The sequence below is a fragment of the Aeribacillus sp. FSL W8-0870 genome, from assembly GCF_037963755.1.
GTDB lineage: Bacteria > Bacillota > Bacilli > Bacillales > Aeribacillaceae > Aeribacillus > Aeribacillus composti.
In genome coordinates this window covers 2,391,878-2,411,493 of record NZ_CP150165.1, presented here as the reverse complement: position 1 = coordinate 2,411,493, position 19,616 = coordinate 2,391,878, and the positions used below count along the sequence as shown (strand labels likewise).

At 38.9% G+C, this 19,616-nt stretch carries 22 protein-coding genes; all 22 read left to right on the top strand.

The window, feature by feature from the left end; translation table 11 throughout:
* Positions 1-4: 4 nt before the first annotated feature.
* The 22 genes from NSU02_RS11625 (at position 5) to dxr (ending at position 19,612) form a co-directional block, all read left to right on the top strand.
* On the top strand, positions 5-646 hold the full coding sequence (locus tag NSU02_RS11625; RefSeq protein ID WP_339192938.1) for a flagellar biosynthetic protein FliO: 642 nt from the start codon (positions 5-7) through the stop codon (positions 644-646).
* Complete coding sequence (gene fliP / locus NSU02_RS11620; protein WP_063386676.1) at positions 643-1,308, top strand: flagellar type III secretion system pore protein FliP; 666 nt, start codon at positions 643-645, stop codon at positions 1,306-1,308. Before NSU02_RS11625 ends, fliP begins: the two co-directional genes overlap by 4 nt.
* Before the next feature lie 17 nt (positions 1,309-1,325).
* Entirely contained in the window at positions 1,326-1,595 is a 270-nt protein-coding gene (gene fliQ, locus NSU02_RS11615; RefSeq protein ID WP_063386677.1) for a flagellar biosynthesis protein FliQ, read from the top strand.
* Positions 1,596-1,600: 5 nt separating this feature from the next.
* On the top strand, positions 1,601-2,377 hold the full coding sequence (gene fliR / locus NSU02_RS11610; protein ID WP_066246491.1) for a flagellar biosynthetic protein FliR: 777 nt from the start codon (positions 1,601-1,603) through the stop codon (positions 2,375-2,377).
* Positions 2,374-3,456 carry a flagellar biosynthesis protein FlhB gene (gene flhB, locus NSU02_RS11605; protein ID WP_063386679.1) on the top strand — a complete coding sequence of 361 codons (1,083 nt, stop codon included), beginning with the start codon at positions 2,374-2,376 and terminating at the stop codon, positions 3,454-3,456. The genes fliR and flhB overlap by 4 nt, the downstream gene beginning before the upstream one ends.
* 23 nt (positions 3,457-3,479) lie before the next feature.
* On the top strand, positions 3,480-5,513 hold the full coding sequence (gene flhA / locus NSU02_RS11600; RefSeq protein ID WP_339192937.1) for a flagellar biosynthesis protein FlhA: 2,034 nt from the start codon (positions 3,480-3,482) through the stop codon (positions 5,511-5,513).
* Positions 5,513-6,601, top strand: coding sequence for a flagellar biosynthesis protein FlhF (gene flhF, locus NSU02_RS11595; protein ID WP_339192936.1), 1,089 nt, complete (start codon positions 5,513-5,515; stop codon positions 6,599-6,601). Before flhA ends, flhF begins: the two co-directional genes overlap by 1 nt.
* A 6-nt stretch (positions 6,602-6,607) precedes the next feature.
* Entirely contained in the window at positions 6,608-7,483 is an 876-nt protein-coding gene (locus tag NSU02_RS11590) for a MinD/ParA family protein (protein ID WP_063386682.1), read from the top strand.
* Between the two features lie 5 nt (positions 7,484-7,488).
* Positions 7,489-8,541 carry a chemotaxis response regulator protein-glutamate methylesterase gene (locus tag NSU02_RS11585; RefSeq protein ID WP_063386683.1) on the top strand — a complete coding sequence of 351 codons (1,053 nt, stop codon included), beginning with the start codon at positions 7,489-7,491 and terminating at the stop codon, positions 8,539-8,541.
* Between the two features lie 19 nt (positions 8,542-8,560).
* Positions 8,561-10,621, top strand: coding sequence for a chemotaxis protein CheA (locus NSU02_RS11580; RefSeq protein WP_130156284.1), 2,061 nt, complete (start codon positions 8,561-8,563; stop codon positions 10,619-10,621).
* Between the two features lie 25 nt (positions 10,622-10,646).
* Positions 10,647-11,120 carry a chemotaxis protein CheW gene (locus NSU02_RS11575; RefSeq protein WP_063386685.1) on the top strand — a complete coding sequence of 158 codons (474 nt, stop codon included), beginning with the start codon at positions 10,647-10,649 and terminating at the stop codon, positions 11,118-11,120.
* Positions 11,104-11,730 (top strand): chemotaxis protein CheC, encoded by a 627-nt coding sequence (locus tag NSU02_RS11570; RefSeq protein ID WP_066246481.1) that lies wholly within the window; start codon positions 11,104-11,106, stop codon positions 11,728-11,730. Before NSU02_RS11575 ends, NSU02_RS11570 begins: the two co-directional genes overlap by 17 nt.
* A 4-nt stretch (positions 11,731-11,734) precedes the next feature.
* Positions 11,735-12,232 carry a chemotaxis protein CheD gene (locus tag NSU02_RS11565; RefSeq protein WP_063386687.1) on the top strand — a complete coding sequence of 166 codons (498 nt, stop codon included), beginning with the start codon at positions 11,735-11,737 and terminating at the stop codon, positions 12,230-12,232.
* A 35-nt stretch (positions 12,233-12,267) separates the two neighbouring features.
* Positions 12,268-13,038, top strand: coding sequence for a FliA/WhiG family RNA polymerase sigma factor (locus tag NSU02_RS11560; RefSeq protein ID WP_063386688.1), 771 nt, complete (start codon positions 12,268-12,270; stop codon positions 13,036-13,038).
* 28 nt (positions 13,039-13,066) lie between these two features.
* The gene (locus tag NSU02_RS11555) at positions 13,067-13,546 is read left to right on the top strand and encodes a hypothetical protein (protein WP_327856300.1); all 480 of its coding nucleotides are present in this window, start codon (positions 13,067-13,069) and stop codon (positions 13,544-13,546) included.
* 149 nt (positions 13,547-13,695) lie between these two features.
* Positions 13,696-14,397 carry a 30S ribosomal protein S2 gene (rpsB, locus tag NSU02_RS11550; protein WP_063386690.1) on the top strand — a complete coding sequence of 234 codons (702 nt, stop codon included), beginning with the start codon at positions 13,696-13,698 and terminating at the stop codon, positions 14,395-14,397.
* Positions 14,398-14,473: 76 nt separating this feature from the next.
* Positions 14,474-15,355: a translation elongation factor Ts gene (tsf, locus tag NSU02_RS11545; protein ID WP_063386691.1), complete on the top strand. Its 882-nt coding sequence runs from the start codon at positions 14,474-14,476 to the stop codon at positions 15,353-15,355.
* Between the two features lie 109 nt (positions 15,356-15,464).
* A complete protein-coding gene (gene pyrH / locus NSU02_RS11540; protein ID WP_063386692.1) occupies positions 15,465-16,187 on the top strand; it encodes a UMP kinase in 723 nt (240 codons plus the stop codon).
* A gap of 2 nt (positions 16,188-16,189) precedes the next feature.
* Positions 16,190-16,747 carry a ribosome recycling factor gene (frr, locus tag NSU02_RS11535; RefSeq protein ID WP_063386693.1) on the top strand — a complete coding sequence of 186 codons (558 nt, stop codon included), beginning with the start codon at positions 16,190-16,192 and terminating at the stop codon, positions 16,745-16,747.
* Between the two features lie 118 nt (positions 16,748-16,865).
* Positions 16,866-17,639: an isoprenyl transferase gene (locus NSU02_RS11530; RefSeq protein ID WP_066246477.1), complete on the top strand. Its 774-nt coding sequence runs from the start codon at positions 16,866-16,868 to the stop codon at positions 17,637-17,639.
* A gap of 15 nt (positions 17,640-17,654) precedes the next feature.
* A complete protein-coding gene (locus NSU02_RS11525) occupies positions 17,655-18,467 on the top strand; it encodes a phosphatidate cytidylyltransferase (RefSeq protein ID WP_063386695.1) in 813 nt (270 codons plus the stop codon).
* Positions 18,464-19,612: a 1-deoxy-D-xylulose-5-phosphate reductoisomerase gene (gene dxr / locus NSU02_RS11520; protein WP_063386696.1), complete on the top strand. Its 1,149-nt coding sequence runs from the start codon at positions 18,464-18,466 to the stop codon at positions 19,610-19,612. The genes NSU02_RS11525 and dxr overlap by 4 nt, the downstream gene beginning before the upstream one ends.
* The last annotated feature ends 4 nt before the right edge of the window (positions 19,613-19,616 follow it).

Genomic DNA, 19,616 nt, shown 5'->3' with positions numbered 1-19,616 from the left:
TGCATTGAAACGACGTATTACATATTTGTGCTGTTTATGGCTGTTGTTTTTTTATGTTCCAACAAACGCCGATTTCGTGCATGCAGCCGCGAAAAATCCCACCGTTGAGGAATATTTAAAACAGCAGACATCCGATCAACAGGATGAAAAAAAAGAAGAGAAAGCGACGAACGAATTGGTTGAAGATGGTGGCAACAGCACCTCCTTATCAGTTTTCGATGTTTTGAAAATGATTTTTACACTTATTTTTGTTTTAGGTCTCTTAATCTTTTTATTAAAATTTTTAAACAAAAAAATAAAGCTTCCGCAAGAAACTAAATACTTACAAAATCTCGGCGGCATTTCCTTAGGACAAAACAAGTCCATCCAGCTGGTGAAAGTGGGGAATCGCATTCTAATCGTTGGCGTCGGGGATACGATTGAACTATTACAAGAAATTAATGATGAAGAGGAATATAAGAAAATTATCGACATGCAGAAAGAGCCCGGCAACAATGCTTTTGAACAAAATATGATGCGCTTCATTCTAAATAATCATAAACAAAAGGGTAGCGAGAAGACTTCCTTCAAAAAAGAGCTGGAATCACTATTAAAAGAAAGACGTGAACAGATGCAGCGTCTTCGGCAGAAAGGATCAAAAAAATGAGTGAGTTCTTTAGCTATTTTAATCAAAATGATCCGGAAAATGTTGCGACGACTGTGAAGCTTTTGCTTCTGCTCACCGTTTTGTCAATTGCACCAGGGATATTGATTTTAATGACTTGCTTTACGCGCATCGTCATCGTGTTATCGTTTGTGCGAACTTCGCTTGCTACCCAGCAAATGCCGCCCAACCAAGTGCTCATCGGCCTTGCACTTTTTTTAACCTTTTTTATAATGGGACCGACTTTTCAAGAAATACATGAAAAAGCTTTGAATCCTTTGTTCAACAATGAAATAACCATTGAGGAAGCGTATGAACAGGCGGAAAAGCCGATAAAGGAATTTATGAGCAAACATACGAGACAAAAAGATTTAGCTTTGTTTTTGAATTACGCCAATATTGAAAATCCTGAGACGATTGACGATATTCCGCTCGTGGCTTTAGTGCCTGCATTTGCCATCAGCGAATTAAAAACAGCGTTTCAAATAGGTTTTATGATCTTTATTCCTTTTTTAATCATTGACATGGTTGTATCTAGTGTCCTCATGTCAATGGGAATGATGATGCTTCCTCCTGTCATGATATCATTGCCTTTTAAAATATTGCTGTTTGTGCTCGTGGACGGCTGGTACTTAGTTGTCAAATCATTGCTGCAAAGTTTTTAAAATAAGTAGGTGAGCCAATGAGTACCGAAATGATCCTTTCCATAGCAGAAAAAGCGGTTTATACAACTTTAATGATCAGTGGGCCACTTCTTTTAATATCGCTTGTTGTCGGCTTAATTGTCAGCATCTTTCAAGCAACGACACAAATACAGGAACAGACATTGGCGTTCATACCAAAAATTGTGGCTGTTTTGGTCGGATTGATTATTTTTGGCCCATGGATGCTATCTGTCATTTTGTCGTATACACATAATATTTTCAGCAATCTCAATCAATTTGTTGGATGAGTTGAATGATGATGCTGGAGTATTATCCGCTTTTTTTGCTTGTGTTTACAAGAATAACAGCTTTTATTGCAACACTTCCATTATTTTCATATCGGAATATTCCGATGCGGTTTAAAATTGGCATGTCTTTTTTCCTTTCCCTTATCATCGTCATGACGATCGATGAGGGAAAGGTTGACTTAGATGCGAATTTCTACCCGCTGATAATAAAAGAAGTTTTAATCGGACTATTCATTGGTCTGATCGCATATATCATCATGTCAGCTGTCCACATTGCAGGAAGCTTAATCGATTTTCAAATGGGGTTTATCATCGCGAATATTATTGATCCGCAGACAGGAGTTCAAACGCCGTTAATTGGACAATTTCTTTATTCTTTTGCCCTATTGCTCATGCTGAGCCTAAACGGGCACCATATGCTGATTAACGGGATTGTATACAGTTTTCAAGTAATCCCTCCGGATCAATATTTTATTCCGATTTCTGATGGAGCTGTTGCCGAACAAGTTTTGAAGGCGTTCAGCAAAATGTTTCTCGTAGCATTTCAAATGGCGCTTCCGATAGTCGCTTCGCTCTTTTTAGTTGACCTTGCTCTAGGGATTGTTGCCCGGACAGTTCCGCAAATGAATGTATTTGTCATTGGGTTTGCCATTAAAATTGGCGTCAGCTTTCTGATGATGGTGCTCGTTTTAGGCATTATATTTATGCTGATTCAGGGGCTTTTCCAATACATGTTCGATGTGATGAGAACCTTAATGAATTTATTAGGTGATGGCGCATGAATTATTTACCGTTAGATTTGCAATATTTTGCCGGAGAAAAAACGGAAAAAGCGACTCCGAGAAAGCGGCAGGATGTCAGGAAAAAAGGGCAGGTTGCCAAGAGTCCCGATTTGAACACAGCCATCACCATGTTTTTAGTTTTTCTGTCATTGCTGTTTTTCGGGAAAACGGTGATTGATAATATTTTAAACATGTTCCATTCTACTTTTGAAGATTATTTGTTGACGGATATCACAGAAGAAAATGTGCATTCAATCTTTAATAAATATGTATTGGAAGGCGCTCAAATTACCGCTCCATTCATGATAGCAGCCTTCGTTGCTGGAGTTTTCAGTAATTATATTCAAGTTGGATTTCTTTTTACAACTGAACCGTTGAAAATGAAATTAAATAAACTGAATCCGATTGAAGGATTTAAACGCATATATTCCATTCGGGCAATTGTCGAGCTTTTGAAATCGATCTTAAAAGTTTTCTTTATCGGCGGGGTAACCTTTGCGTATATTTATTTCAATTGGCAGGAGATTTTGCGACTTCCGCAAATGCCGCTTGAACGAGCTTTTGCTTCAATTTCAAAGCTGGCGGTGCAGATAGGACTATATGCTTCAGGTGCGCTTTTGTTCATCGCATTGCTAGATTACTTGTATCAAAGATGGGATTTCGAAAAAAACATTCGCATGTCTAAGCAGGAAGTAAAAGATGAGTACAAAAAAATGGAAGGCGACCCGTTAATTAGATCGAGAATTAAACAGAAACAAAGGGAAATGGCGATGAGAAGGATGATGCAGGAAATTCCGAAAGCTGATGTCGTCATTACGAACCCTACTCATTATGCAGTTGCCTTAAAGTATGATGAAAAGGAACACGATGCACCTGTCGTAGTTGCAAAAGGAACAGATTTTGTCGCGCAAAAGATCAAGCAAATTGCCAAAGCCCATGAAATCATAACAGTCGAAAACAGGCAGCTCGCTCGTTCCTTGTATGACCAAGTGGAAATTGGCGAGATGATTCCTGAACAATTTTTTAAGGCTGTGGCTGAAATTTTAGCTTATGTTTATCGTCAAAAACAAAAAGTGTAACAATTTTGCTAGGAGGAAGTATCATGTCAGCAAGAGATTTATCGGTTATAGTAGCTGTCATTTTAATTGTTGCCATGCTTATCATCCCGCTGCCTTCATGGCTGCTGAGCATATTGATTATCATTAATATATCTCTTGCCTTGCTCGTCCTCCTTACATCCATGAACATTGAAAAGCCTTTACAATTTTCAATCTTTCCTTCTCTTTTGCTTTTGTTAACGTTATATCGACTCGGCTTAAACGTTTCCACAACGCGTTCGATTTTAGCTAATGGAGAAGCGGGAACAGTCGTGGAAACGTTTGGAACTTTTGTTGTCGGTGGAAATATCCTTGTTGGTTTTGTCGTATTTATCATTTTAGTTATTATTCAATTTGTTGTCATTACAAAAGGATCTGAACGGGTAGCAGAAGTGGCAGCCCGCTTTACGCTTGATGCCATGCCCGGTAAGCAGATGAGTATTGATGCAGACTTGAATGCGGGAATCATCTCGGAAGACGAGGCAAAAAAACGGAGAGAAACGATTGCAAGAGAAGCAGATTTTTATGGCGCAATGGACGGAGCAAGCAAATTTGTCAAAGGAGATGCGATTGCTGGTGTCATAATTGTGCTGATCAATATTATTTTCGGAATTATCATCGGCATGATCCAGCAGGGGCTTTCTTTTCAAGAAGCTGTTTCAAAATTCACGCTTCTTACAGTTGGAGATGGATTAGTCAGCCAAATTCCAGCTTTATTAATCTCAACGGCAACAGGGATTGTTGTCACGAGAGCTGCTTCTGACGGAAATTTAGGACAAGACATTACGAACCAGCTTTTAGCATTTCCAAAGCTGCTGTATGTTACCGCAGGAATCATCTTTATTTTAGGTATTGTTACTCCGATTGGTCCGATCATAACAACTCCGATCGCTCTCATGTTTGCTTTCTTAGCATTTGCGATGAATCGTACGAAGAAACAAATTGAAAAAGACGAAGAGATTGTTGAAGAAGAAGTGGAAATGAACGAAGCGAAAAGTCCGGAGCAAGTGATGAATCTTTTATCGATGGATCCAATTGAATTTGAATTCGGATATGGTTTAATTCCTCTTGCTGATAGCGGACAAGGGGGAGACCTGTTGGATCGGATCGTAATGATCAGAAGGCAGCTTGCCGTAGAATTGGGCCTTGTCATTCCTGTCGTCCGAATACGGGATAATATCCAATTAAAGCCGAATGAATACAGATTAAAAATTAAAGGAAACGAAGCGGCGAAAGGTGAAATTATGCTCGATCATTATTTGGCGATGGCGCCAGGAATGGATAATGATTCGATTGAAGGGATTGACACAATTGAGCCTTCGTTTGGACTTCCTGCAAAATGGATCAGCGAACATTTAAAAGAACAAGCTGAATTAGCAGGATATACGGTCGTCGATCCTCCTAGCGTTGTTTCTACTCACATTACGGAAACGATCCGGAGGCATGCTCATGAATTGCTTGGACGACACGAAACAAAACAGCTTGTCGATCATTTAAAAGAAACATACCCGATATTAGTGGAAGAAGTTACGCCGAATCCACTTTCTATAGGAGATATTCAAAAAGTTTTGGCGAAACTGCTTAAAGAAAAAATTTCTATTCGAAATTTGCCGGTTATTTTTGAAACATTAGCTGACTATGCCAAATTTACAACAGATCCGGAAATTTTAGCTGAATATGTAAGACAGTCGCTGGCAAAACAAATTACAAGCCAGTATGCAAAAGAAGGGGAGACATTGAAAGTCATTACTCTCTCAGCTCAAGTAGAAAAAGCCATTGCCGATGGCGTGCAGCAAACGGAACGAGGAACCTTTTTGTCATTGGAGCCGCATGTATCACAAAGGATTGTCGAAGCCATTGCAAAAAATGTGGAACAGCTGGCAATGGAAGAGCAAACGCCAATCTTGCTCTGCTCGCCTTCTGTTAGAATGTATGCACGGCAGCTGATCGAGCGATATTTGCCTGATGTACCCGTATTGTCATACAACGAACTTGAATCAAACATTGAAGTACAAAGTGTCGGAGTGGTGAATATTTAATGAAGATTAAAAAATTCAAAGCCCATACTATGCAAGAGGCGATGAAGACGATTCGCAGCCAACTCGGTCAAAATGCTGTCATCCTCAATTCGAAAGTCGTCTATACTGGTGGATTTCTAGGAATGTTTAAGAAAAAAATGATTGAAGTGGTGGCGGGCATTGACGAAGAAGATGAAATGATCAGCGGGTTCCAAAAAGAAAAAATAGAACATCAAACGGGCCAGCAATTAGAGATGGCTCCTGTACTGAATGAAATAAAAAAACTGAAGGATCTCGTTCAATCCATGTCCGTAAACAGTACTGTTATTCATCCTGACCTAAAAGAGATCGAACAAAAAATTGATTCGTTAGGTTTGCTGCAGCCGATTAAACAAGATGTGATCGCATCTATACTGGAAACGTATTTGATCCATCAAAAAAAGCTGACAAACGAACAGCTGGAATTTCAATTGAAGAAAGAGTTAAAAAAGAGGATTTCGGACATTCCTTTTCACGGCATTACTTTTTCAAAAAAATTTGTGAATGTTGTAGGACCAACCGGTGTTGGAAAAACGACGACATTGGCAAAGCTTGCCGCAATCTGCAAAATAAATTACAAGAAAAAAATCGGATTTCTTACGACGGACACTTATCGAATTGCTGCGATCGATCAATTAAAAACATATGCCGAAATTTTAAATGCCCCGCTTGAAGTTTGTTATAACTCATTTGATTTTCAGGAGGGGAAAAAGAAGCTGAATGACTGCGACATCGTTTTTATTGACACGGCGGGCCGGAACTTCCTTGAACAGCAATATGTGCAAGATTTAAGCGAAACCATTGACTTTCAGGATGAAATGGAAACATTTTTAGTATTTTCTTTAACTTCAAAATTTGAAGATATGGAAAAAGTTTATAACCAATTTTCTCATTTGCCGATTCATCAATTTATTTTTACTAAACATGACGAAACCTCCTCTTATGGAGCTATGTATAACATCGTCTACAAAACAAAGATTGGTGCCGGATATATGACTGACGGTCAAGATGTTCCAGACGACATTCATAAGCTGGATCATGAAACTTTTATTCAATATTTAATGGGGTAGCAGGATATGGATCAAGCAGAACAACTCAGAAGGATTATTCAGCAAAACAAATATGCGGTGATAAAAGACTCTCCGCCTAACCGTCATGCAAAAACAGTGGCTGTGATTAGCGGAAAAGGGGGAGTCGGCAAATCGAATTTCGTTTTAAATTTCGCTTTAAACTTGATCAAAAAACGAAACGACCGTGTACTGCTGGTAGATTGCGATATTGGGATGGCAAACATCGATCTTTTGCTTGGACAGCAGTATCAAGAAAGATCAATTGTCGATTTGCTGAAAAACCGCATTGGAATTGAACAAATTATCAAAAAAGGTCCTTTAAATTTGCAGTATTTGTCAGGAGGAATGAGCCTTTCCAATATTGTCACAATCGATGAAGCAGAGTTTCAATTTTTTCTTTACGAGCTTGAAAGAATAATAGAGAAATACGACACCATCTTATTTGATATGGGGGCAGGAATTTCGAAAGACAGCTTGAAATTTTTGCTTGCAGTGGACGAAATTATCGTCATTACGACGCCTGAACCGACATCGATTATGGACGCCTACAGTGCGATAAAGCTCATTCACCAGTTCGATCAAGAAAAGGTGATGAAAGTAGTTGTCAATCGATTCAAGAAAAACATTGAAGCGAAAGAAACATGGGAAAAAATTAGAACCACTGCAGAGCGTTTTTTACATAAAACAATTGATTTGCTCGGCAGTTTGCCGGAGGATGATCATGTGCAGAAATCAGTCATGGAACAAATTCCGTTTATTTTGCGTTTTCCGAATGCTCCTATATCGAAAGCACTAGAAAATATAACAGAGATGTACTTAAATGGTAAAATAAAAAGAAAAGGATTTATTCATTCTCTTAGATCTTTGTTTTCAAGTAGGTGATGTTTTTGAGTCGTGTAAAGGTTTTGGTTATTGATGATTCGGCATTTATGAGAAAGTTGATTTCCGATTTGCTTTTAGAGAGTCCTTCCATTGATGTGATTGGCACAGCTAAAAATGGAAAAGAAGGAATTGAAAAGATCGCAGAGCTTGATCCTGATGTTGTGACGTTAGATATTGAAATGCCGGTTTTAAACGGGCTTGATACTTTGCAGATTATCATGGACAAGTTTCCAAGGCCAGTCATTATGCTTTCAAGTTCGACGAAAGAAGGAGCCGAAAACACGATAAAATCTTTAGCTTTCGGGGCGTTTGATTTTATCCCGAAACCTTCCGGCTCCATATCTCTTGACATATTTAAAGTGAAAGAAGAATTAATTGCAAAAGTTCTAGCAGCAAAACGGGCAAAAGAAAAAGTTCAGATGTTAAAAAAAGAGATCGACACATTTCCTCGAAAGGAGATGATGAAAGAAAAGAGCCATCGACAGCGAAAAAAATCTTTAATTGCCATTGGAACTTCTACTGGCGGACCGAGCACCCTTCAAAAAATCGTTCCATGCTTCCCGAAAAACCTGAATTCGCCGATTTTCATCGTACAGCATATGCCGCCAGGATTTACAAAATCGTTGGCTGAACGATTAAATGAAATGTCAAACATCGAAGTAAAAGAAGGCGAGCATCAAGAAATCGTCAGAAATGGGGTAGCATACATAGCGCCTGGAGGCAGCCATATGAAAGTAATAGAAAAACAAGGGAATTTATTCATTGAACTGGATCAATCGGAAAAAAAGAGAGGGCACAGACCTTCAGTAGATGTACTGTTTGAATCTTTATCGAATTTAAAATATTATCAAACGATTGCTTGTATTTTAACGGGAATGGGTTCTGACGGGACAAAAGGCTTGAAAGCATTAAAAGAAAGGACAGATGCGACAGGGATCGCACAGTCCGAAAAAACCTCCATTATATTTGGGATGCCAAAATCCGCCATCCAAGCGAATGTGGTTGATTACGTGGAAGATTTAATGGAAATTCCGTATTTAATTCAAAAGCTGATCTAAATCCAAGGAGTGTGCTGCCATGGAAATGAATCAATATTTGGACATTTTTATTGAAGAAAGTAAAGAACATTTGCAGTCGTGCAACGAAAAGCTTTTGGAGCTTGAACAAAATCCGGATGATTTAGGAATTGTGAACGAAATTTTTCGCTCCGCCCATACATTAAAAGGAATGGGCGCAACGATGGGGTTTGAAGATTTAGCCGATTTAACACATAAAATAGAAAATGTGTTTGACGCCATTCGCAATCAAAAATTAGAAGTAACGCCTGAAATTATGGATGTCCTTTTTGAAGCATTAGAGAATTTGGAGGAAATTGTTTTATCGATTGCGGATGGAGGAGACGGCAAAAAAGATGTTTCGGCCATTGTGAAAAAACTGCAAGCGATTGAAAGCGGAGAACAAATTGAAGATGAGACAGATGAAAATGAAACATCAAGAGAACAAGTGCAGGATGTGAAAAAACTGAAGTTTGATGAATATGACAGGACGGTCATTCTTCAATCAATTGAACAAGGATTTCAAGTATACGAAATCAACATTCGGCTTCGAGAAGACTGCATCTTAAAAGCAGCGAGAGCATTTATGGTTTTTGAATTGCTTGAGAAGCACGGGGAAGTGGTCAAATCATCGCCTTCTGTTGATTTACTCGAAGAAGAAAAGTTTGACAACAATTTTTCGGTTGCCTACATTACGAAGGAAGATAAGGACTTTATCCGGAACAGCCTATTGAAAATTTCAGAGGTTGAAGAAGTACTAGTTGAAAAAGTGAATGTAGAAAAGCCAAGTACTGAAAGAGTACAGCAGTCTGTTTCCAGCATACAATCTAATGCCAGCCAACAAACTGCTGCTAGCAAACAAACTACTGTTTCCAGCAAGCAAAGCCGTCAGCAGAAGGACAGCTCGAAAGACACTAGCCAAAAACAGAAGAAAAACCAGCAAAAGACGATCCGCGTCAACATTGAGCGCCTCGATATTTTAATGAACTTGTTTGAAGAATTAGTCATCGACAAAGGGCGTTTAGAGCAAATATCAAAAGAATTAAATCACTCGGAGCTGAAAGAAACGGTTGAGAAAATGTCCAGAGTTTCAGCTGATTTGCAAAACATTATTTTAAATATGCGCATGATTCCAATCGAAACCGTTTTTAACCGCTTCCCGAGAATGGTGAGAAATCTCGCCCGCGATTTAAATAAAAAAATCAATTTAGTTGTCACTGGCGCTGAAACCGAATTGGATCGGACCGTCATTGATGAAATTGGCGATCCGCTTGTGCATCTAATCCGAAATGCGATCGACCATGGGATTGAAACGCCTGAAACCCGTCTGAAATATGGCAAAAAAGAAGAAGGAACGCTGCGGCTCAGCGCATATCACAGCGGAAATCATGTCTTTATCGAAATCGAAGACGACGGTGCAGGAATCAATCAGAAAAAGGTATTGCAAAAAGCTATTGAGCGGGGAATCGTTACAAAAGAGGCAAGCGAAACATTAACGGAAAAACAAATTCATGAACTCATTTTCGCATCAGGCTTTTCAACGGCTGAAAAAATTTCAGATGTCTCTGGACGGGGTGTAGGGCTTGATGTAGTGAAAAATACAATCGAATCGCTCGGAGGAAGCATCACCATCGAGTCGGAAGAAGGAAAAGGATCTTTATTCTCGATCCAGCTCCCGCTGACATTAACGATTATTTCCGCCATGCTCATTGAAGTTGGAAATGAAAAATACGGTATTCCGATTTCGTCTATCATTGAATCCCTTGTTATTAAAAAAGAAGATATTTTACAGACACATCAAAACAAGGTGATTGATTATCGCGGAAAAATTGTACCTCTAGTGTTTTTAAAAGAAATTTTTGAAGTGGACGCCGAGGATGACCAAGATTATGTTTCAATCGTCGTTGTCAAAAAAGGAGATAAAATGGCTGGTTTAGTTGTCGATTCCTTCATCGGTCAGCAAGAGATTGTTTTGAAATCGTTAGGACAATATTTGACAAATGTATTCGCCATCTCAGGTGCCACAATTTTAGGAGACGGTCAAGTTGCATTGATCGTTGATTGTAATGCATTAATCCAGTAATGCTTGATGGAAGGGGAAGATGAGAATGGCAAATAGTGTATTTAATGAACAGAAGGTCATAGTTTTTCAGCTGCAAGACAAAGAATACGGGGTTTTTGTACAAAATGTGAAATCGATTGAAAAAGTTGACCATATCACCCGCGTTCCGAAAACAGCTGACTATATAAAAGGAGTCATCAATTTGCGCGGTGTTGTCACTCCGATCATAGATTTAAGAAAAAGATTGAATATGCCGGAAAAAGAAATAACGGATCAGACGAGAGTGATTATAGCTGTTCAAAATGAAATGGAAGTTGGATTGATTGTTGATTCTGCCAATGATGTCGTCGATATATCTGAAGACAGTATTGAACCTGCTCCAAGCGTCATCGAACAAGTAGAAACCGAGTTTATAAAAGGAATTACAAAATTGGATAAACGGCTGATTATGCTCCTTGACCTTGAAAAAGTGCTGAGCAAAGAAAATCAGAGGGTAATAGAGCATGAGCAAGTTGTTTGATTTATCAAACAAAAGGATCGATATATTAAAGGAAATTGCCAATATCGGAGCGGGAAATGCCGCAACGAGTCTGTCCCAGCTTCTTAATAAAAAAATTGAAATGAAAGTTCCGAACGTTTATGTCGCCTCTTTTAACGATGTGATGGATTTAGCAGGCGGTGCGGAAACAGAGGTTACGGCTGTATACATCCGCATTCAAGAGGATATAACTGGATCGATGTTTTTCATTTTGCCGATCCCGCAGGCTAAAAAATATGCAAAAGCATTAATGAATGATTATGTTCTTCAGGATGCTTCAACTATGAAAGAAATGGAATGCTCTGTTTTGCAGGAGCTCGGCAACATCCTGATTGGATCCTATTTATCTGTTTTATCGAACATGACCAATTTGATGGTTAATCCGTCCGTTCCTGCCATCCAATGTGATATGTTCGGCGCGATTATCAGTCATGCTCTGATCGAGCTTTCGCTTGAAAGTGATGAAGCACTTGTCATCGATGCTGTTATAAAAGAAGAAGGGCATCAAGATTCCGAATTAATAAGAGGGCATATTTTCTTTCTGCCCGACTCACAGTCATATAAAAAAATTTTTGACATATTAGAGGTTTAGTGAAATGGGGCATTTTGAAAATGTTGTAAAAGTCGGTATTTCGGAAATGAATGTTGTGAAAGCTCCGTGGAAAATTCGAACAACTGGATTAGGATCTTGCGTCGGACTCGTCATCTATGATGATGTAAATAAATTGGCAGGACTTGCTCATATAATGCTGCCTGATTCTTCGCTTTCAAACAAGGAGCCTTTAAATTGTGCAAAATATGCGGATACGGCTGTAACAGAATTAATTCGTCTTTTAAAAAACTATGGAGGAAACATCATGTTTTTTAAAGCGAAAATAGCTGGAGGAGCTGAAATGTTTCCGCATCGGCCATCTTCCAAAATCATGCGAATAGGTCCGAGAAATGTTGAAGCGGTCAAACAGCATTTGTTGAGCAGTAATATCCCTATCGTTAGCGAAGATGTTGGCGGTAAAAATGGAAGAACCATTGAATTTGATACGAATTCATTCATTTTGACGATTCGCACCGTCAATCTTGGAGTGAAGCAAATATAGCCGGAGATTGACATTTTAGAAGGAGGAAAAAGGCAATGGTCCAATCGATGACACTGAATGATGAAAGGGTGTACTGGGACAAGTGGTTTCGTCACCGTGATCAAGATGCGGGCAACATGCTCGTCAAAAAATATATGCCGCTTGTCCGCTATCATGTCAGTCGTATTTCAGTGGGTCTTCCAAAAAATGTCGATAAAGATGATTTAATAAGTTTTGGATTGATGGGATTATATGATGCACTGGAAAAATTTGACCCTACACGGGATTTAAAATTCGATACGTATGCATCCTTCCGCATACGCGGAGCCATTCTTGACGGGCTAAGGAAAGAAGATTGGCTTCCAAGAAGTTTTCGGGAAAAAGCAAAAAAAGTGGAAGCAGCCATTGAGCGGTTGGAGCAAAAATATCATCGCAATGTGACGCCTAATGAAGTTGCAGAAGAGTTGGGTATGACACCCGAAGAAGTCGTTCATGTCGTCAATGAAAACTTTTTTGCCAATGTCTTGTCAATTGATGAACAATTGCATGACCAAGAAGAAGGGGAACAGATGAACATTGTCCTTAAGGATGATAAAACATTAACTCCGGAAGAGCATCTGTTAAAAGAGGAATTATTTGAGCATTTAACAAAATTGATCTCACAATTAAACGATAAGGAGCAGCTCGTATTAAGCTTGTTTTATAAAGAAGAGCTGACATTAACAGAGATAGGAAACGTGCTGAATTTGTCCACTTCGAGAATTTCGCAAATTCATTCGAAAGCATTATATAAATTAAAAGGAACGCTCGTTAAGCTTTTATCTTAAAAAGAATACAATTAAATGAGGTTGAAACATGGCGGTATTTCTTTTACTGAGCTTTGTTTTGCACATCGTTTCGTTTTACTTTATCATTCTCCTTTATACACGCTATCAAAATGTAAAAAAAATAGAAGAAAAGCAGGAACAATTATTAAAAGAAGCAGAAGATTCGCTCGCAATGTTTTTATTGGAATTAAAAGAAGAAAACAAACAATTTCTTGAACAGCTCGAGCAAAACAGCGCCAAGCCCGGTTCTTTTGATCTCGAAAAATTAGTTACGCAGCTGGAAGACAAGGTGGAAGTGAGCACAATCCAGAAAGACACGAGCGCGGATGCAGAGCCTATCGACAAGGATGCAGAGCTTATAGAAGAGCCTAAAGATAAAAGAAAAAATTTGCATAAACAAGTATTCCAATTATTAGAGAAAGGATATACTATAGACGAAATCGCACAAACATTACATGTCGGCAAAACAGAAATTGAACTCGTCATGAAATTTCAACAAAACGATTGAATTCTTTCTTGATTGCCAAACTTCCATATGTTATATTTGTTTTTGGTGCTAATACACACGTCTGTTGATTTAAGCATCGGTGCTGTTTTGTGCAGTCATGCTTAAAAATGAAGCGGGCGGAGGATGAAAAACCATTAGGAGGAATGAAAATGTCAGTTATTTCAATGAAACAATTATTAGAAGCTGGTGTTCATTTCGGTCATCAAACACGCCGTTGGAATCCGAAAATGAAACGCTATATTTTCACTGAACGGAACGGAATTTACATCATTGACCTTCAAAAAACAGTAAAAAAAGTTGAGGAAGCGTATCAATTTGCAAGAGAGTTAGCTGCAAATGGAGGCAACATTTTATTCGTTGGTACGAAGAAGCAGGCGCAGGAATCTGTTAAAGAAGAAGCAGAACGCGCAGGAATGTTTTACGTCAATCAGCGCTGGCTGGGAGGAACATTAACGAACTTTGCTACAATTCAAAAACGAATTGCTCGTTTAAAAGAAATTGAAAAAATGCAAGAAGACGGCACATTTGATGTATTGCCGAAAAAAGAAGTAGTTCGTTTGAAAAAAGAATTGGAACGCCTTGAGAAATTTTTAGGCGGCATTAAGGAAATGAAACAGCTGCCTGATGCTGTTTATATTATCGATCCTCGCAAAGAGCGCATCGCTGTATCGGAAGCTCGCAAATTAAATATTCCGATTATCGGCATCGTTGACACAAACTGCGATCCGGATGAGATCGATTATGTAATCCCTGCAAATGATGATGCAATCCGCGCCGTCAAATTGTTAACTTCCAAAATAGCAGATGCTGTTTTAGAAGGCAAACAAGGCGAAGAAACTACAACTGCCTAAATGACAAAAGGTGATAAGAGGGGATTTTAGCCTTTTATCACCTTTTTTAAGCATACGAATTGAAGGAGGAACTTTTATGGCAATTACTGCTCAAATGGTAAAAGAGCTTCGGGAAAAAACCGGTGCAGGCATGATGGACTGCAAAAAGGCATTGACTGAAACAAATGGTGATATGGACAAAGCAATAGATTATCTTCGTGAAAAAGGCATAGCGAAAGCTGCGAAAAAAGCTGACCGAATCGCTGCAGAAGGCTTGACATTAATCAAAACTGACGGCAATACAGCTGTTATTTTGGAAGTGAATTCCGAAACAGACTTCGTTGCAAAAAATGATTCTTTTAAACAATTAATTGAAGATTTGGCTAAACACTTGCTGGCAAGCAAACCAGCTGATTTAAAAGACGCATTGGCTTCCAAAATGGAAAACGGTTCAACAGTGGAAGAATACATCCATGCTGCTATTGCTAAAATTGGCGAAAACATTACATTACGCCGTTTTGAAGTTGTCGAGAAAAATGATCAAGATGTCTTCGGCGCTTACTTGCACATGGGCGGACGCATTGCAGTATTAACGGTGCTTGAAGGCACAAATGATGAATCTGCTGCAAAAGATGTAGCAATGCATATCGCAGCGGTTAATCCGCGTTATATTTCTCGTGAAGATGTTCCTCAGGCTGAAGTGGAGCACGAACGCGAAGTTCTTAAAAAACAAGCTCTTCAAGAAGGAAAACCTGCAAACATTGTAGAAAAAATGGTTGAAGGCCGCCTCGGCAAATTTTTTGAGGAAATTTGCCTTTTAGAGCAAAATTTTGTAAAAAATCCTGATCAAAAAGTACGCGATTTCGTCAAAGCACAAAACGCAAACGTAAAAGCGTTTGTTCGCTATGAAGTTGGAGAAGGAATTGAAAAGCGTCAAGAAAATTTTGCTGAAGAAGTTATGAATCAAATTAAGAAATAAAAGTCATGAAAATGTTAAGAAGGGAACACAAGCGAGTGTTCCCTCTTTTTGAAAACCCTTTGTTTCAACTTTTCTATATATAGCGTCAAGAAATAGCTTGGAGGTTAATATGAGTACGCCAAAATATCATCGTATCGTGCTGAAATTAAGTGGAGAGGCGCTTGCTGGAGCTCAAGGCTTTGGAATTAATCCTTCCGTCATACAGTCAATTGCCAGACAAGTAAAGGAAATTGCTGAAATGGGTGTAGAAGTCGCAGTAGTTGTTGGCGGCGGAAACATTTGGAGAGGCAAAATCGGCAGCGAGATGGGGATGGATCGGGCAACAGCAGACTATATGGGAATGCTGGCGACTGTTATGAATTCTTTAGCTTTACAAGATAGTTTGGAAGGACTCGGCATTCCTACCCGAGTGCAAACTTCAATTGAAATGCGACAAGTCGCAGAACCGTACATAAGAAGAAAAGCCATTCGCCATTTGGAGAAGAAAAGAGTAGTCATTTTCGCAGCAGGAACAGGAAATCCTTATTTCTCAACAGACACAACGGCTGCGTTAAGAGCCGCTGAAATCGAAGCAGATGTCATTTTAATGGCGAAAAATAATGTAGATGGTGTATATAGCGCAGATCCAAAAAAAGACGCCTCAGCGGTAAAATATGATGAGTTATCTTATTTAGATTTATTAAAAGACGGGTTGGCTGTCATGGATTCAACAGCTTCTTCATTATGCATGGACAATAATATTCCTTTAATTGTTTTCTCGATTATGGAAGAAGGCAACATTAAACGTGCTGTTTTAGGAGAAAATATTGGAACAATTGTAAGGGGGAAATAAACATGTCTAAACAAGTTCTTTCACAAGCGAAAGAAAAAATGGAAAAAGCTTTATCAGCTTTCAAACGTGAATTAGCAGGTGTTCGTGCAGGCCGGGCAAACGCGTCTTTGCTTGATAAAATTCAGGTCGACTATTACGGAGTTCCAACTCCTGTAAATCAATTGGCATCGATTTCCACGCCAGAAGCACGTTTGCTTGTTGTTCAGCCTTATGACAAATCGACAATCGGTGAGGTTGAAAAAGCGATTTTAAAATCTGATCTTGGATTAACGCCGACATCGGACGGATCCGTCATCCGCATTGCCATTCCTCCATTGACGGAAGAGCGAAGAAAAGAACTGACAAAAGTAGTTCGTAAATATTCAGAGGATGCAAAAGTCGCTGTTCGAAACATTCGCAGAGATGCAAATGATGAATTAAAAAAATTAGAAAAAGCGGGCGACATTACAGAAGATGAACTGCGCGGTTTTCAAGATGATGTACAAAAACTGACGGACGAATACATCAAAAAAATTGATTCCGCAACAAAAGAAAAAGAAAAAGAAATCATGGAAGTTTAAATAAAATGAATGTACAATAGAAATGTGCTAAAAACCCTCTTTTCTCACAGGGGGTTTTTTTGTTCAAGAGGATTTGCTACATTTGTTAATGTCATATTATTCTCGGTGGAGGATTCTTATGTTTAATTTTCCTTATAAAAAAAAGAGCAGCAAAGGTTCCAAAAATTTGGTGGCGAAAGAAAGCATTTTAGTAAATGAAATACCGGAACACGTGGCCATCATCATGGACGGAAACGGAAGATGGGCGAAAAAAAGATCGCTGCCTAGGATGGCCGGCCATCGGGAAGGAATGAAAGTAGTTAAAAAAATTACGAAATTAGCGAGCGATATCGGCATCAAAGTTTTGACCTTATATGCGTTTTCAACAGAAAATTGGAAAAGGCCAAAAGATGAGGTTAATTATTTAATGCGCCTTCCGGTCGAATTTTTATCGACTTTTTTGCCGGAATTAATACAGGAAAACGTGCAAGTTCGGGTTATCGGCGATCAATCTATGCTCCCCGATTATACGGTAAATGCTGTGAAGAAAGCTGTGAATGAAACGAAGCAAAACACCGGGCTGATTTTAAATTTTGCGTTGAACTATGGCAGCAGAACAGAAATTGTTGAAGCAGTAAAAAAAATATTAAGAGACCGCGAAGATGGAAAACTACATATAGATGACATAGATGAACAATTGTTTTCCAACTATTTAATGACGAAAAAGCTCAAAGATCCTGACCTGTTAATTCGGACAAGCGGAGAAATTCGGCTAAGCAACTTTATGCTCTGGCAGCTGGCTTATACTGAATTTTGGTTTACGGATGTGCTCTGGCCGGATTTTAATGAACACCATTTTTTGGAGGCAATCCGCGAATATCAGCAGAGAATCCGCAGATTCGGCGGCGTATAGAAGGAGCTAAAAAAAATGAAAACACGAATCATTACAGCAATTTGTGCTTTAGCCTTATTTGTACCAATTGTCATTATTGGCGGACTTCCGCTGACAATAGCTATTTATGTGCTCGCATCAGTTGGATTGTTTGAATTATTTAGAATGAAACGATTTCATTTATTTTCATTTCCAGTTTTGTTCAGCTTTATCCTTTTATGGATTTTAATTTTCCCAAACCGTTATATTGATTTGCTTCATCAAATACATATAAGTAAAACTGGCTTTCTTTTTTTTGGCGCGATCCTGTTATTGATCTATACAGTGTTTTCAAAAAACCAATTTTCTTTTGATGACGTTGGATTTGCGCTCATTGCGATCATATATGTGGGAGTCGGATTTTATTTTTTTATTGAAATGAGAGTGTTAGGTCTAGACAAGCTTTTGTTTGCTCTGCTAACGATTTGGGCGACTGATTCAGGCGCTTACTTTATCGGCCGAGCCTTCGGAAAGAAAAAACTATCAGCTGAAATCAGCCCTAATAAAACAGTCGAAGGATTTTTCGGAGGGATTTTCTCGGCAATTTTGGTTGGATTAATTTTCCACTATTTTGCAAATTTTTTACCGACATATGTTCAAACCGTTTTTGTGTCCGTCATTGTTTCTATTGTTGGACAAATGGGGGATTTAGTACAGTCCGCTTTTAAACGCCATTACGGCACAAAGGATTCCGGAACGATTTTTCCAGGCCACGGGGGAGTTCTTGACCGTTTTGACAGCTTGATTTTTATTATGCCGATTTTATATTTCTTCATCCAATTGATCAGTAGACAAGGGGTGACAATGTGAAAAAAATTATTTTGCTGGGTGCGACAGGATCTATTGGGCAGCAAACTCTCGATGTGATTCGAGCAAATCCGGATTCATTCAGGCTAGTTGCGATGTCATTTGGAGAAAATATCGAACTTGGATTGAAGGCTGTTCATGAATTTAAACCAGAGCTTGTTGCTGTCAAAAATCGTGAAATTTATGATCAAATTCGTTTGAACATCCCTTCTAACTGTCAGCTTACATACGGACATGACGGGCTGTGTGAAACGGCTGCTTATCATAAAGGCGAGATAGTAGTGAATGCGGTCATTGGGAGCGTCGGGCTTATTCCAACATTAAAAGCGATCGAAGCGAAAAAAACGGTCGCTTTAGCGAATAAGGAAACACTTGTTACAGCTGGACAAATTGTGACCGACTATGCTCGAAAACACAATGTGCAAATTCTTCCTGTGGACAGTGAACATTCCGCAATTTTTCAATGCTTGAACGGGGAAAAAAAGGAAAGCGTCGAACGGCTTATTTTAACGGCTTCAGGAGGAAGCTTTCGGGATAAATCGCGAAATGAATTAAAGCATGTTACAGTTAAGGAAGCGTTAAACCATCCGAACTGGTCAATGGGCGCAAAAATAACGATCGATTCTGCGACGATGATGAACAAAGGGCTTGAAGTCATTGAAGCACATTGGCTGTTTTCTGTTTCATACGACCAAATTGATGTGCTGCTGCATAAAGAAAGCGTCATTCACTCGATGGTCGAATTTCATGATGGCAGCATCATAGCGCAGCTTGGAACTCCTGATATGAAAATACCGATTCAATATGCGCTTACATATCCAAATAGAATTCCTTCTTATGAAAGCGAAAGATTGGATTTAACAAAATATGGACAGCTTCATTTTGAAAAAATTGATTTTGATCGATACCGTTGCTTAAAATTTGCTTTTGATTCGGGTAAAATAGGAGGTACAATGCCTGCTGTTTTAAACGCAGCGAACGAAGTGGCAGTCAATGCTTTTTTGGAAGATAAAATTCCGTTTTTAAAGATAGAAGAACTTGTGGAAAGGGCATTAGAAGAACATGCTCCGCTTTTCAATCCGACCTTGGAGGATATACAAGAAGCGGATGGAAGGACAAGACAGTTTGTTCAATCTTTAATTAATTAGAGGT